The organism is Blastococcus sp. CCUG 61487 (genome assembly GCF_005222955.1).
Classification (GTDB): domain Bacteria; phylum Actinomycetota; class Actinomycetes; order Mycobacteriales; family Geodermatophilaceae; genus Blastococcus.
This window is the reverse complement of the sequence record NZ_LWUA01000053.1, coordinates 1-14,139: the sequence shown is the minus strand read 5'-3', so window position 1 is coordinate 14,139 and position 14,139 is coordinate 1. Positions and strand designations below refer to the sequence as shown.

Here is a 14,139-nt window from a genome sequence, read left to right as displayed (position 1 = left end):
GCACGTCGCCGACGGCGTCGGCCGGCCGGTTCGCCCCCAGCGCGTCGAGCGCCTCGCGGACCTCCTGCTCCGCCGCAGCCAGCCGCGCCTGTGCCTCGGTGACGTTGTCGGCGACAGGGGCCACGGCGGAGGCGGCGAACCGCTGCTGCAGCCCGGCCAGCCGCTCCTCCTCCACCGGGATGCGCTCGCGCAGCGCGGCGATCCGCGGCGCGAGAGCCTCGAGCACGTCGGGGGCGGTGTGCTCCAGGTCGCGCAGCCGGGCGAACGCCTCCGCCTGCTCGTCGAGCCGGGCGTCCGCGGCCTCGGTGAGGGCGAGCATCTCGGCCAGCATCCGGCGGGTCGTCGGTTCGTCCTCCGGGACGTCGTCGTCGAGCTCCTGGCGCAGCGTGAAGGCGCGCGCGAGCTCCTCCCGGGAGCGGGCCAGCGCCTCGTCGAACCCGACCACGGAGTCCGCGCCGTACTGAGCGCGAGCGAAGTCCAGGTCCAGCTGAGAGGTCGTGATCGCCTCGTCCAGCGCCAGCAGCGCCTCGCTCGCGCGGCCCTCCAGCTCGGCGGTCGGCGTCCCGGCGTAGGGGTCCGGCTGCTCCAGCCGCTGGACCGGCGGCCGCGCCTCGCGGGCGGCGCGGCGCCGCGACCTGCTCACCAGGTAGACGCCGCCGCCCACGACGGCGATCCCGCCGACGACGAGCAGCGCCCCACCGCCACCCGAACCCCCGCCCGACCCGGAGCCCGCGCTCTCGCCCCCGGTGCGCAGGAGGTCGGCGTACGCGATCACCCCGCCGGCGAAGTCGTCGTCCCCGAACCGCGGCTCGACGGCCTGCTCGACCTGGGCGTCGGTCAGGTCCGAGCTCCCGGGCAACCGGAAGCCGTAGGCGCCGTCCTGCACCGCGACGGCGAGCAGGGCGTCGTTACCCCCGAGCTGGGAGAGCTCGGTGGTCGCGTCCACCCAGCCCTCCCCGTCGACGCCGTCGAAGCTGGCCACGAAGGCGACGAAGAGCTGGGTACCGTCCTCGGCGCGCAGCTCCTGCAGCGCGTCCTCGACCTCGTCCTCGGCGCCCTGCAGGGCGCCGACCCGGTCGACCACCTGCTCGTCGAGCCGGAAGGGCGGCTCCGCGAGGGCGGGCGCGCCGCCGAGCAGCACGAGCAGCGCAGCCGCAGCCAGCAGGACCACCAGCCGCCGCGCGGCACCCACGACGCTCATCACCGATGGACAGTACCGAGTGAGGAGGGTCCGGATCCCGTGCGCCGGGGTAGGGGCGCCCGCGCCGAGCCAGGCATAGGAAGCTCTACCTACGTTCCGGGCGCCCCCGGCATAGGCAAAGCTTCCTATGCCTGGGTCAGGGCGGGTCAGGTGCGTTCGGGCCTGGGTCGGGGCGGGGGCGGGTCAGGTGCGTTCGATCGGGGCGTCGATGCCCTGGACGAGCGCGTCGGGCTGCAGCGCCGTGTCGGCGTCGCTGCCGCGCACCGACACCCCCTGCGTCGCGGCGACCTCCTCGGCCGACTTCGGGCGCAGCACGCCGTCGCGGATCTCCTCCACCCAGTGGCAGCTGACCAGCCGCCCGGGCGCGACCTCCCGCAGCACCGGCACCTCGTCGTCGCACCGGGTCTCCTGCCGCCACGGGCAGCGGGTGTGGAACCGGCAGCCGCTGGGCGGGTTCGCCGGCGAGGGCAGGTCGCCGGCCAGCAGGATCCGCTCCCGCGTCTCCTCCACGACCGGGTCCGGCACCGGGACGGCGCTCATCAGCGACCGGGTGTAGGGGTGCAGCGGCTCGTCGTAGAGGTCGTCGGCCGAGGCCTGCTCGACCAGCGAGCCCAGGTACATGACGCCGACGACGTCGCTGATGTGCCGGACGACGGCGAGGTCGTGCGCGATGACCAGGTAGGTGAGGTTCAGCCGCTCCTGCAGCTCCTCGAGCAGGTTGAGCACCTGCGCCTGCACCGACACGTCGAGGGCCGAGACCGGCTCGTCGGCGATCAGCAGGTCGGGCTCCAGCGCGATCGCCCGGGCGATGCCGATCCGCTGCCGCTGACCCCCGGAGAACTCGTGCGGGTACCGGCGCAGCGCGGCCGAGGGCAGGCCGACGGCGTCCAGCAGGCTGCGGATGTGCGCGGCGATCCCCGCGTCACCGCCGTCCAGGTCGTGGGCACGCAGCGGCTCGGACAGCAGCGACTCGACGTTCTGCCGCGGGTCGAGGCTGCCCAGCGGGTCCTGGAAGACCATCTGCATGCGCCGGCGCATGCGCCGCAGCTCCTCGCCCTGCAGCGAGGCGACGTCGGTGCCGTCGAAGAGCACCTCGCCGGCGGTCGGCTCGACCAGTCGCAGGATCGCCCGGCCCAGCGTCGACTTCCCGCTGCCCGACTCCCCCACCAGGCCGTAGGTCTGCCCCTGCGGGATGACGAGGTCGACGCCGTCGACGGCGCGGACGTGGCCGACGGTGCGGTCGAAGAACACCCCGCGCTTGATCGGGAAGTGCACCTCGAGCCCGCGGACCTGGAGCAGCGGGTCGGGGGCGGTCACGGGCGGACTCCGGAGGCGGTGGCGCCCGAGGGCGCGGGCGGGTACTCGATGGGGTGCCGGCAGCGCAGCTCGCGGCCCGGGCCGTCGGGCACCAGCTCCACGGTGCTGCCGGACACCTCGGTCAGGCAGTCGTCCTGCGCGTGATCGCAGCGGGGCGCGAAGGCGCAGCCCTCCGCCCACGGGATCGCGTCACGGGCGGAGCCGCGGATGGGGGTGAGCGGGACGTCGCGGCCGGTGTCCAGCCGGGGCACCGAGGCGAGCAGCCCGCCGGTGTAGGGCTGCCGCGGCCGGGCGAACAGGTCGTGCCGGTCGGCGGTCTCGATGATCTTGCCGGCGTACATGACGTGCACGCGGTCGCACAGGCCGGCGACCACCCCCAGGTCGTGGGTGATCAGCACCAGCGCCGTCCCGGTGTCGACGACGAGCTCGCGCAGCAGCTCCAGGATCTGCGCCTGGATGGTGACGTCCAGAGCGGTGGTCGGCTCGTCGGCGATCAGCAGCCGCGGCGAGCAAGCCAGCGCCATCGCGATCAGCGCGCGCTGCCGCATGCCGCCGGAGAACTGGTGCGGGTACTCCTTGAGCCGGCGCTTCGGGTCGGGGATGCCCACCCGGTCCAGCAGCCGCACCGCCTCGTCCGCGGCCTCGCTCTTCGACATGTCGCGGTGCTCGAGCAGCACCTCGGTGACCTGCGTGCCGATCGGCACCGTCGGGTTGAGCGAGGAGAGCGGGTCCTGGAAGACCATCGCCATGTCCGCGCCGCGGAGCCGGCGCAGGGTCTCGTCCTTGGCGCCGATCAGCTCCTGCCCGTTGAGCCGGACCGAGCCGCTGACCTCGACGCCCCGCTTGGGCAGCAGCCCCATGACGCCCAGCGACGTCACCGACTTGCCCGAGCCGGACTCCCCCACCAGGCCGATGGTCTCGCCCGGTGCGACGGAGAAGCTGACGCCGTCGACTGCGCGGGTGTCGCCCTCGCCGCGGCGGGTGAACCGCACGGCGAGGTCCTCGACCTCCAGCACCGGCTGGTTGCCCAGCCGGACCGGGGCAGCGGCAGCGTCGCTCATCCCGCTCACCTCCGGAACTTCGGGTCGAGGGCCTCGCGCAGTCGCTCGCCCAGCAACGTGAAGCCGAGGGCGACCACGATGATGCACAGCGCCGGATAGACGGCGAGCTCCGGCCGCACGGACAGGAAGTTCTGCGCGTTGGCCAGCATCGCGCCCCACTCCGGTCGTGCCAGGTCGGGGTCGCCGAGGCCGAGGAACGACAGCGCCGCGGCCTCGATGATCGCCGTCGCCAGGGAGAGCGTGGCCTGCACGATCACCGGGGACACCGAGTTCGGCAGCACGTGGCCGAAGACGATCCGGCCCTTCCTGACCCCGAGCGCCTGGGCCGCGACGGCGTAGTCGCTGTTGCGCTGCGCCAGCATCGACCCGCGCAGCAATCGGGCGAAGATCGGTACCTGGGTGACCGCGATGGCGATCATCAGCGCGTACTGGTTCTGGCCCAGCAGCACCGAGATGCTGATCGCCATCAGCAGGCCCGGCACCGACAGCAGGATGTCGACGAACCGCATGACCAGGGTGTCCACCCAGCCGCCGAACGCGCCGGCCAGGATGCCGAGGGACATGCCGACGACGACGCCGAGCACCGTGGAGACCACGCCGATCATCAGCGACTGCCGCGAGCCGTAGATCAGCCGGGACAGCAGGTCGCGGCCCAGGTTGTCGACCCCGAGCGGGTAGCCCTCCTGGCTGCCGGGGATGTAGCCGGGCCGGATCTGCGACAGCAGCGACTGCGCCAGCGGGTCCTTCGGGGCCAGCAGCGGCGCGAACAGCGCGACGAGCAGGAACAGCGCGACGATGATCGCGCCGATGATCGCCACCGGGTCGCGCCGCAGCCGCCGGATGGCGCTGCGGGTGAGCGAGACACCGCCCTCGCCCTCGGGCACCTGGCCGGCGCGGGCGGCCAACTCGTCGATGCGCCGGCGACGCACGTCGCCCACCGCGGTCACTGGACCCTCACTCTCGGGTCGAGCAGGCCGTAGGAGATGTCGACCAGCAGGTTCACCAGGACGTAGACGACGGCCAGCATGAGGATGAAGCCCTGCAGGACGGCGAAGTCACGCGCGAACAGCGCGTCGTAGAGCGCCGAGCCGACGCCGCCGAACGCGAACACCGTCTCGGTGAGCACCGCGCCCGACAGCAGCAGCCCGGTCTGCAGGCCGATCGTCGTCGACACCGGGAGCAGGGCGTTCCGGATGATGTGCCGGCCGCGGACCGTCGACGGGGCCAGGCCCTTGGCGTTCGCCGTCCGGACGTAGTCCTCGTTGACCACGTCGAGGACCGAGGCGCGGGTGATCCGGACGATGATCGCCAGCGGGATCGTGCCGAGCGCGATCGCGGGCAGGATCAGGTGCAGGACGGCGTCCCAGGCCGCATCCCATTCCCGGGTCAGCAGTCCGTCGAGCACGTAGAAGTTGGTGATGCGCGTGGCGTCGATGCGCACGTCCTGCCGGCCGGAGCCGGGCAACCAGCCCAGCTCGACGGCGAAGCCCAGCCGCAGCAGGTAGGCCAGGAAGAAGACGGGGATCGCGACACCGAGCAGCGAGGCGATCACCGAGGTGGAGTCGATCCAGCTGCCGTGCTTGCGGGCGGCGAGGTAGCCCAGCGGGATGCCCAGCCCGACCGCGAAGATCATCGCGAACACGGTGAGCTCGATGGTGCCCGGCATGCGCTCGAGGAACTCGGTGGTCACCGGTCGCCCGGTGCGCGCGGAGTTGCCGAAGTCGAGCCGGACGGCGCGGCCGAGGAACTTGAAGTACTGGACGTACAGGGGCTCGTCGAGACCGAACAGCTCGTTGTAGCGGGCGATGGCCTCGGGGGTCGCCCGCTCGCCGAGCGCGGCCTGGGCCGGGCCGCCGGGGAGGGCGCGCAGCCAGGCGAAGAGCAGCACCGACAGCCCGAGCAGGATCGGGATCAGCTGCAGGAGCCGCCGGATGATGAAGCGGAGCACGCTCGGGGATCAGCCTTTCAGGGGTGTAACGCGGTCCGGCCGCGCCGGTGGCAGGGGCTGCCACCGGCGCGGCCGGGTTCGCCGATCAGTCGCGGAGCGAGACCGTGTAGAAGACCTCGGCGGTCAGCGGGCTGGGCTCGAGGCCCTCGACCCGGTCGCTGACGGCCAGGGCCGGAGGCGAGTGCGAGATCGGGACACCGGGGAGGTAGTCCATGATCAGCCGGTTGGCCTCCTGGTAGAGCTCCGTGCGGTTCTCCGGGTCGGGCTCGGCGTCCGCAGCGGCCAGCGCGGCGAAGATCTCCGGCGCGCTGAACGCACCGAACTCGGCCGACGCCTGGTTGTTCGACGCCTCGGCGAAGAACGTGCCGATGAAGTTGTAGGCGTCGTTGTAGTCACCGGTCCACCCGAGCAGGTGGATGTCGGCGCCACCGGCCTGGACGGCGTTGAGGTAGTCCGGGTTCCAGGGCAGCGCCGTCGGCTCGATGGTGAAGCCGGCGTCGGTCAGGTTCTGGCTGATGACCTGGAACATCGCGGCCGGGTCCGGCAGGTACGGCCGGGTGACGTCGGTCGGGTAGAAGAACCGCAGGGTCGTGCCCAGGGCGCCGGCCTCGGTCAGCAGCTGCCGGGCGCGGTCCGGGTCGTACTCGTAGGTGGTGACGTCCTCGGCGTAGCCGTCGACGGTCGGCGGCATGAACTCGATGGCCGCCTCGGCGCCGTCGGGGAGCAGCGACGTGACGATCGTGTCGCGGTCGATGGCGTGCGCGAGCGCCTGCCGCACCCGGATGTCCTGCAGCGCCGGGTTGGCCGGGAACTCCGGCACGTTCCCGCCGTTGATGCCCAGGTACAGGATGTTGAACGGGTCGCGGACGAGGATCTGCGCGCCGTCGTCCTCGAGCGAGCCGTAGTCGGCCGGCGCGACGAAGTCGTAGGCGTCGATGGAGCCGGCCTGCAGCTCCTGGCGACGGGTGTTCCCGTCGGAGATCGTCCGGAAGATGATCTCGTCGAGCTTGGCCTTCTCGCCCCAGTAGTCGTCGTTGCGGACGATGGTGACCTCGCCGTTGCCGCGGTCCCAGCTGTCGAACTTGAAGGGGCCGGTGCCGACGGGGTGACCCATGGCGTACTCGGAGTACTGCAGCGAGTCCTCGCTACCGCCGAGGTTGTCCGCGTCGTATTCCTGCAGCGCCTCGGGGCTCTGGATGGAGAACGCGGGCAGCGCGAGCGCGGCGGGGAACTTCGAGGTGACCTGCGTCAGGCGGATGACGGCGGTGTTCTCGTCGGTCGCCTCGCAGCTCTCGTAGATGCTCGGGGTCTCCGGAGTGTTCGCGAAGCCGCCGAAGACCGCCTGGTAGTAGTACGAGGCGCTCGGGCTCTGGGCCAGGCCCTCGAAGTTGTACCAGCGGTCGAAGTTGAAGCAGACGGCCTCGGCGTTGAAGTCCGTGCCGTCGTGGAACTTCACGCCCTCCTCGAGGGCGAAGGTGTACTCGAGGCCGTCCTCGCTGACGTCCCAGTCGGTGGCCAGCTCGGGGACCGGGTCCGTGCCGCCCAGCTCGTTGCCGAGCAGGCCCTCGAAGATCTGACGGGAGACGCGGAAGGTCTCGCCGTCGCTGCCGAAGGCGGGGTCGAGCATGGCCGGGTCGCCGGTGGCGCCGAAGACCAGCGTGCCGCCGGACTCGCCGTCACCTCCGCCGTCCCCACCGGAATCCCGGTCGCTGGAGGCGCACGCCGCCAGCGTGGCTGCGATGAGCGCGGCCGACGAGGCGGCCAGCACCCGAGTGGTACGACGTCGTGACATCGCGGAAACCTGCCTTCTCCGGCCCAGGACGGCCGGACGAGCTCCGGAGTTGATCGCCGAGGACGCGAAAGCCTCCACGGCGCTGCAGGGAATCTAGGGCAGGCGTTCGCGCGCGGGTCCGTGAGGTCCGCTTCGACACCAACCCGTGACCTTGCTCCGGGCCCGTCCGGCCGTCATCGGCGGCCTCAGAAAGCGGGCAGGACCGCGCCTTCGTAGGTCTCCTCGATGAACTGCCGGACCTCGTCGGAGTGCAGCAGCTCCTCCAGCTTCTGGATCCGCTCGTCGTCCTCGTCACCGCTGCGCACGACCAGCAGGTTGGCGTTGGGGTTGCCTTCGCCCTCCTCCAGCACCAGCGCGTCCTCGGCCGGCGAGAGGTCGGCGTCGATGGCGTAGTTGCCGTTGATGACCGCGGCGTCGACGTCGGCCAGCGAGCGCGGCAGCTGGGCGGCCTCGACCTCGGTGATCTTCAGGTTCTTGGGGTTGTCGTCGATGTCGAGGGCCGTCGGTGCGGCGTCCCCGGTGTCGGCGAGGGTGAGCAGGTCGTTGGCCTCGAGCAGGCGCAGCGCGCGGCCGGCGTTGGTCGGGTCGTTGGGGATGGCGATCTCGGCGCCGTCGGGCAGGTCCGCCACGTCGGTCAGCGACTCGGAGTAGAGGCCGAGCGGCTCGATGTGCACCGGGTCCAGCGCGGTGAAGTCGTAGCCGGCGTTGGCCTCCTGCTCCTCCAGGTAGGGCACGGTCTGGAAGTAGTTGGCGTCCAGCGAGCCGTCGTCCAGGGCGACGTTGGGCTGCACGTAGTCGGTGAACTCGACGATCTCCAGCTCCAGGCCGGCGTCCTCGGCCAGCTCGTCGGCGATGAAGTTCAGGATCTCCGCGTGCGGCACGGGCGAGGCGCCGACGCGCAGCGGCTCGTCGGCGCCCGAGAGCTCGGCGTCGCCTCCTCCGCAGGCGGACAGGGCCAGGACGGCTGCGGTGGCCACGGCGGCGAGGACGGACTTGCGAGGGCGGTGCATGGTTCTCCTTGCGAGAGGTGGGTGGTGCGGGGTTCGGGGGCTCAGGGGTTCGGGGGCTCAGGGATTCGGGGCTCAGGCGTGGGCGAGCCGGCGGGCCCAGCGGTCGCCGGCCCACTGCAGGATCTGGACGACGACGAGCAGGACGGCGACCGTCGCCACGGTGATGTCGGTGCGAAACTGCTGGTAGCCGTAGCGGATGGCGAAGTCGCCCAGTCCCCCGCCGCCGATCGCCCCGGCCATCGCCGAGTAGCTGATCAGCGCGACCACCGTGACGGTGACGCCGGCGACCAGCGAGGGCAGCGCCTCGGGCAGCAGCACGGTGCGGACGACGTCGCGGCGGCGGGCACCCATGGCGAGGGTCGCCTCGACCTTGCCGTGGCTGACCTCGCGCAGGCTGGTCTCCACCAGCCGGGCGAGGAAGGGGACGGCGCCGATGGTCAGCGGCACGATCGTGGCCGTGGAGCCGATCGTCGTCCCCACGATGCTGCGGGTCACCGGCGCGACCAGGACCAGCAGGATGATGAACGGCAGCGAGCGGCCGAGGTTGACCAGCAGGCCCAGCGTCCGGTGCAGGAGCGGCCGCGGGGCGAGGGCTCCGGGCGCGGTCACGGTGAGCAGCACGCCCAGGGGCACCCCGAGCAGGACCGTCAGGCCGGTGGCGACGCCGACCATGTAGAGCGTCTCCCACGTCGCCTCGATCAGCTGCGGGGTGATGCGGGACCAGTCGTTCATCGCTGCACGTCCGGGGCGTCGAGGAAGCGGGGCTCGTAGGGCTCGTGCACCGACGCGGGCTCCGGTGGCTCCTCCTCGCGCCAGGGGGCGGGGTCGTCGGCGGGGTCGGCCCGCTCGACCAGCGAGCCGGCGTCGCGCAGCCGCTGGAGCGCGGGGTCGAGCCGGCCGTCGTCGCCACCGACCTGCAGCAGCAGCCTGCCGAACCGGCGGCCGGCGACGGTCTCCACCGAGCCGCCGACGATCTCGACGTCGAACCCGAGCTCGCCGACGAGCACCCGCAGCACGTCGCCCTCGGGCGAGGTGTCGGTGACGGTGACCCGGACCAGGTCACCGGGCAGCCCCGCGACCGGCGGGGTGGGCAGCAGCTGCGCGGCCAGCTTCGAGTGCGGGCGGACGAGCACCTCGCCGAGCCGACCGCCGTCGACGACCCGGCCGGAGTCCATGAGCACGGCGCTGTCGCACACCGCGCGGACGACGGCCATCTCGTGGGTGATCAGCAGGACGGTGAGGCCCAGCTCCGCGCGCACCTGGCGGAGCAGCTCGAGGACGCCGGTGGTGCTGGCCGGGTCCAGCGCGCTGGTGGCCTCGTCGCAGAGCAGCACCTTGGGCTTCGCGGCCAGGGCGCGGGCGATGGCCACCCGCTGCTTCTGCCCGCCGGAGAGCTGGGCGGGCCGGGAGGCGTGCCGGTCGGCCAGGCCGACGAGGTCGAGCAGGTCGGCGACCCGGCGGCGCCGCTCGGCCTTGGCGACGCCGGCCAGTTCGAGCGGGAGCTCCACGTTGGCCGCGGCGGTGCGCGAGTCGAGCAGGTTGAAGTGCTGGAAGATCATGCCGACGGAGCGGCGGGCGCGGCGGACGCCGTCGTCGTCGAGGTCGGTGAGCACCTGCCCGTCGACGACGACCCGGCCCGACGTGGGGCGCTCCAGCAGGTTCACCGTGCGGGCCAGCGTGCTCTTGCCCGAGCCGCTCGGGCCGACGACGCCGGCGAACTCGCCGGCGTCGACCGACAGGCTGACGCCGTCGACGGCGACCACCTCGGCCGCCCCGCGGCGGGCGGGGAAGACCTTGCGGACGTCGGTGAGTTCGATCACGGGTGGGCCTCGGCGGGACTCGGCTGGGCGGCACAGGGCGGCTGCGGTACGCGGGGTGCTGCCTGCGCGTACCCGGGAACGCCGGGTCTAGAGCCGGCTGGCCGTGCGCATGAGGTCGATGGCGCGACGCTTCGTCAACGCGCAACCCCGGGCCATCCGTCGATGGTGCCTCGGAGGCGGCCCGATCTGCCAGATCCGCGGATGTGAGAGAGCCCTCAACCACCGCCCCGGGGTCCGGCTGGGATCAGGTGAGGTGGATTCAAGGAGCGGATGCAACACCCGCCGGTTGATCGCCTGAGAGTAGGGGTCGGATGACCTCGATGGGCTTGAGCCAGTTGAGGGTCTTCCGGGGACGCCCGTTGAGGGATCGGGCGATCTCGGCGAGATCGGCGGGGCTGTGCACTGAGAGGTCGGTGCCTTTGGGTAGGTACTGGTGAAGCAGGCCGTTGGTGTTCTCGTTGCTGCCGCGCTGCCAGGGGGAGTGCGGGTCGCAGAAGTAGATGGGCAGGTCGGCGGCGATGCGGATCTGCTTGTGGTTGCGCATCTCCAGGCCTTGATCCCAGGCCAGGGAGCGGCGCAGGTGGTCGGGGAGCCCGCCCATCGCGGCCACCACGGCGTGCTGGAAGGCCAGCACGTCGTGCGGGCCGGGCAGGTGCAGCAGGATCAGGAACCGGGTGGAGCGCTCGACCAGGGTGCCGATCGCGGAGCGGTTGTTCTTGCCCAGGATCAGATCGCCTTCCCAATGCCCCGGAACGGCCCGGTCGTCGGCCTCGGCGGGCCGCTCACTGATCATGATCTTGTCGGGGATGCGGCGGTCGGGGCTGGAGCGGCCATCCACCCGCCGGCGTGGACGACGGATCGCCCGGCCGGTGCGCAGGTGCTTGGCCAGCTCCTTGCGCAGCTCGCCGCGGGCCTGGACGAACAGCGACTGGTAGATCGTCTCGTGCGAGATGCGCATCGCTTCATCGTCGGGGAAGTCCAGCTTCAGCCGGGCGGCGATCTCCTGCGGCGACCAGTTCTCCGTCAAATCAGCCTGCACCCGGGCACGCAGCCGCGCCTGGGCCAGCTTGCGCGGCTTGGGCCGCCGCACCCGCTGCTCGGCCGCGACCTGGGCGGTGACCGCCCGATACGGGCGGCCCGGCGGCCGGTTGCGGCGGATCTCCCGGCTGATCGAGGACGCGCTGCGGCCCACCCCGCGGGCGATCGCTCGCACCGTCAGCCCGGCGGCCAGTCCCCGGGAGATCTCCTCCCGCTCGGCGAGGTTCAGATACCGGCCGGTCGGCTCGGCCAGGGCGATAGGTGACACCCCGCCACACTCACGGAACCACCGCCGTCCCACGGTGCTTGACACACCAGCCCGCGAGGACGAGGCCTCCGTGCTCAGCCCTTCGCGCACGCCCTGCCAGAACGCCCGCCGCAGATGCTGCAGCTCCACCGTCCTCGCCATGGCCCTGACCTCCAGTCAGTCAGGGTGTTGCGACGACCCCTTGAGCCCGGGTGACCTGATCCCAGCGCCTCCTCCCTCGTGGCGCACGCTGAGGGTGGACGCGCTGCGGTGAGGGTGGACGCGCTAGGCGCTGATGGTGCGGCGGCCCTCGAAGGCGCGGCCCAGGGTGACCTCGTCGGCGTACTCCAGGTCGCCGCCGACGGGCAGCCCGCTGGCCAGCCGGCTCACCGTCAGCCCCATCGGGCCGACGAGGCGGGCCAGGTAGGCGGCGGTCGCCTCGCCCTCGAGGTTCGGGTCGGTGGCGATGATCAGCTCGGTGACGGTGCCGCTCATCAGCCGAGTCATGAGCTCCTTGACCCGCAGGTCGTCCGGGCCGACGCCGTCGATCGGGCTGATCGCCCCGCCGAGGACGTGGTACCGGCCGCGGAACTCACGCGTGCGCTCGATGGCGACGACGTCCTTGGGCTCCTCCACGACGCACAGCACGTCCTCGGTGCGGCGCGGGTCGCGGCAGATGCGGCACTGCTCGGCCTCGGCGACGTTGTAGCAGGTCACGCAGAAGCGCACCTCGGCCTGCACGCGGGTGAGCGCGGCCACCAGCCGGCCGACGTCGGCGGACTCGGACGCGAGCAGGTGGAAGGCGATGCGCTGGGCGCTCTTCGGCCCGACGCCGGGCAGCCGGCCGAGCTCGTCGATGAGGTCCTGGACGGCGCCCTCGTACACGGTGTCCCTCTGTCAGTCGGGGTCGGAGACGGCGGTCAGAGACCCGGCAGGCCGAGGCCGCCCCCGGCGCCGCCGAGGCCGCCGGCGAGCGGGCCCATCGTGTCGGCCACCAGCTGGTCGGCGGCGCGCTTGGCGTCCCGGACGGCGGCGACGACGAGGTCCTGCAGCGTCTCGAGATCGTCGGGGTCGACGGCGGACGGCGCGATGGTGAGCGCGGTGAGCTCCCCGCCGCCGGTCATCGTCGCCGAGACCAGCCCGCCGCCGGCGGTGCCGGTGACCTCGCGGGACGCGAGCTCCTCCTGCGCGGCGACCATCGCCTGCTGCATCTGCTGGGCCTGCTGCATCAGCTGCGACAGGTCGGGCTGACCTCCACCGGGGAACATGACACGAGCGTAGGCCGCGGGTACGACCGACGGCGCCGTGACGGCCACCGCCGTCCCGTGGGTCTCAGCTCTCCCGGTCCCGCTCGACCAGCCGCCGGACGATGACGTTGCGCTGGATCTCGTTGGTGCCCTCGCCCACGATCATCAGCGGCGCGTCCCGGAAGTAGCGCTCGATGTCGATCTCGGCCGAGTAGCCCGCGGCCCCGTGGATCCGCATGGCGTCCAGCGCCACCTGCATGCAGCTCTCGGAGGCGAAGAGCTTGGCCATGCCGGCCGCGAGGTCGCTGCGCCGGCCGGCGTCGATGCCCGCCGCGGCGTCCAGGACCAGCAGCCGCGACGCGTGCACCTTGGTGGCCATGTCCGCCAGCAGGTTGCCGACCGACTGGTGCTCCCAGATCGGCTTGCCGAACGTCTCACGCTGCTGGGCGTAGGCCAGGGCGTCGTCCAGCGCGGCCTGGCCCACCCCGACGGCGCGGGCGGCCACCTGGATCCGGCCGAGCTCGAGCCCGGACATGAAGTGGGCGAAACCGCGGCCCTCGACGCCGCCGAGCAGGTTGGCGGCCGGGACCCGCGAGCCCGCGAACGAGAGCTCGCAGGACTCCACCCCGCGGTAGCCGAGCTTGGGCAGGTCTCGGGAGACCTCCACCTGGCCGGGCTCGACGAGCAGGATGCTGATCCCGCTGTGCCGCGGCCGCGCGTCCGGGTCGGTCTTCACCAGGGTGGCGATCAGCCCCGCGTGCCGGGCGTTGGTGATCCAGGTCTTGCTGCCGTCGACGACGTACTCGTCCCCGTCCCGCACGGCGCGGGTGCGGATGTCCTGCAGGTCGGAGCCGCCGCTGGGCTCGGTCAGCGCCATGGCCGCGCGGACCTCGCCGGTGGCCATCCGCGGCAGCCAGCGCTCCTGCTGCTCGGGGGTGCCGTACCGGGAGAGCATCAGCGCGACGACGCTGTGCCCGCCGATCGCACCGGCCAGGCTCATCCAGCCCCGGGCGAGCTGCTCGGTGACCAGCGCGAAGCAGCGGGCGGAGACGGCCGACTCGCTCCACCGCTCGGGAACGGCGAGCCCGAAGACCCCCATCTCCTTCATCTGGTCGATGAGCGCGGTCGGGTACTCCTGCGCCCGCTCGAGCTCGCCCGCCCGCGGCCGCACCTCGCGGTCCACCCACGTGGCGACGGCCTCGACGATCGCCTGCTCGTCGTCGGAGAGGTCGCGTTCGCTCACGGGGTTCCTCCGTCGATCGGTTGGGCGCCGAGCTGGGTGCGCAGCAGGGAGAGCGCCGCCTGCTCGGGGTCGACGGCGGGCTCCGGCTCGCGGGTCGCGCCGGACGACGCCTCCGCGGCGCGCTCGGCCAGCAGCTCGCGCGCCTCGGCGGCTTCCGCGGCCTCGGCCGCCCGGGCGGCCTCCTGGGCGCCGGCGCGACCGCCGTAGGAGCCCGG

The 14,139-nt window shown here is 72.7% G+C and carries 14 protein-coding genes; all 14 read right to left on the bottom strand.

The annotated features are described in order from the left end of the window. Nucleotides 1–1,201, bottom strand: a 1,201-nt coding sequence (locus tag A6V29_RS05025) for a TPM domain-containing protein (RefSeq protein ID WP_170977694.1), incomplete at its 3' end; no start/stop codon positions are given. 183 nt (nucleotides 1,202–1,384) lie between these two features. Continuing rightward, on the bottom strand, nucleotides 1,385–2,518 hold the full coding sequence (locus A6V29_RS05020) for an ABC transporter ATP-binding protein (RefSeq protein WP_137159289.1): 1,134 nt from the start codon (nucleotides 2,516–2,518) through the stop codon (nucleotides 1,385–1,387). Further along, entirely contained in the window at nucleotides 2,515–3,579 is a 1,065-nt protein-coding gene (locus A6V29_RS05015; RefSeq protein ID WP_137159288.1) for an ABC transporter ATP-binding protein, read from the bottom strand. Before A6V29_RS05015 ends, A6V29_RS05020 begins: the two co-directional genes overlap by 4 nt. A gap of 5 nt (nucleotides 3,580–3,584) precedes the next feature. Then, nucleotides 3,585–4,517: an ABC transporter permease gene (locus A6V29_RS05010; protein ID WP_249933028.1), complete on the bottom strand. Its 933-nt coding sequence runs from the start codon at nucleotides 4,515–4,517 to the stop codon at nucleotides 3,585–3,587. 5 nt (nucleotides 4,518–4,522) lie between these two features. Then, on the bottom strand, nucleotides 4,523–5,527 hold the full coding sequence (locus A6V29_RS05005) for an ABC transporter permease (RefSeq protein ID WP_137159286.1): 1,005 nt from the start codon (nucleotides 5,525–5,527) through the stop codon (nucleotides 4,523–4,525). 85 nt (nucleotides 5,528–5,612) lie between these two features. Continuing rightward, nucleotides 5,613–7,319 (bottom strand): ABC transporter substrate-binding protein, encoded by a 1,707-nt coding sequence (locus A6V29_RS05000; RefSeq protein ID WP_137159285.1) that lies wholly within the window; start codon nucleotides 7,317–7,319, stop codon nucleotides 5,613–5,615. A gap of 185 nt (nucleotides 7,320–7,504) precedes the next feature. Further along, nucleotides 7,505–8,329 (bottom strand): MetQ/NlpA family ABC transporter substrate-binding protein, encoded by an 825-nt coding sequence (locus A6V29_RS04995; protein ID WP_137159284.1) that lies wholly within the window; start codon nucleotides 8,327–8,329, stop codon nucleotides 7,505–7,507. 72 nt (nucleotides 8,330–8,401) lie between these two features. Beyond that, the gene (locus A6V29_RS04990) at nucleotides 8,402–9,061 is read right to left on the bottom strand and encodes a methionine ABC transporter permease (protein ID WP_137159283.1); all 660 of its coding nucleotides are present in this window, start codon (nucleotides 9,059–9,061) and stop codon (nucleotides 8,402–8,404) included. Continuing rightward, nucleotides 9,058–10,149, bottom strand: a complete 1,092-nt coding sequence (locus A6V29_RS04985) for a methionine ABC transporter ATP-binding protein (RefSeq protein WP_137159282.1) — start codon at nucleotides 10,147–10,149, stop codon at nucleotides 9,058–9,060. The genes A6V29_RS04990 and A6V29_RS04985 overlap by 4 nt, the downstream gene beginning before the upstream one ends. Nucleotides 10,150–10,408: 259 nt before the next feature. After that, nucleotides 10,409–11,533, bottom strand: coding sequence for an IS30 family transposase (locus tag A6V29_RS04980; RefSeq protein ID WP_502700074.1), 1,125 nt, complete (start codon nucleotides 11,531–11,533; stop codon nucleotides 10,409–10,411). 186 nt (nucleotides 11,534–11,719) lie between these two features. Next, nucleotides 11,720–12,319 carry a recombination mediator RecR gene (gene recR / locus A6V29_RS04975; protein ID WP_137159280.1) on the bottom strand — a complete coding sequence of 200 codons (600 nt, stop codon included), beginning with the start codon at nucleotides 12,317–12,319 and terminating at the stop codon, nucleotides 11,720–11,722. A gap of 35 nt (nucleotides 12,320–12,354) precedes the next feature. Then, a complete protein-coding gene (locus tag A6V29_RS04970; RefSeq protein ID WP_137159279.1) occupies nucleotides 12,355–12,702 on the bottom strand; it encodes a YbaB/EbfC family nucleoid-associated protein in 348 nt (115 codons plus the stop codon). 64 nt (nucleotides 12,703–12,766) lie between these two features. Continuing rightward, complete coding sequence (locus A6V29_RS04965; RefSeq protein ID WP_137159278.1) at nucleotides 12,767–13,924, bottom strand: acyl-CoA dehydrogenase family protein; 1,158 nt, start codon at nucleotides 13,922–13,924, stop codon at nucleotides 12,767–12,769. Next, on the bottom strand, nucleotides 13,921–14,139 hold a 219-nt coding region (locus A6V29_RS04960; RefSeq protein ID WP_137159277.1), incomplete at its 5' end, for a hypothetical protein. The genes A6V29_RS04960 and A6V29_RS04965, both read right to left, overlap by 4 nt.

Excerpts from the sequence above, each read along its gene's own strand:
- A6V29_RS04995 (WP_137159284.1), bottom strand. The coding sequence starts at position 8,329 with ATGCACCGCCCTCGCAAGTCCGTCCTCGCCGCCGTGGCCACCGCAGCC.
- A6V29_RS05015 (WP_137159288.1), bottom strand. The coding sequence starts at position 3,579 with ATGAGCGACGCTGCCGCTGCCCCGGTCCGGCTGGGCAACCAGCCGGTG.
- A6V29_RS05000 (WP_137159285.1), bottom strand. The coding sequence starts at position 7,319 with ATGTCACGACGTCGTACCACTCGGGTGCTGGCCGCCTCGTCGGCCGCG.
- A6V29_RS04970 (WP_137159279.1), bottom strand. The coding sequence starts at position 12,702 with ATGTTCCCCGGTGGAGGTCAGCCCGACCTGTCGCAGCTGATGCAGCAG.
- A6V29_RS04990 (WP_137159283.1), bottom strand. The coding sequence starts at position 9,061 with ATGAACGACTGGTCCCGCATCACCCCGCAGCTGATCGAGGCGACGTGG.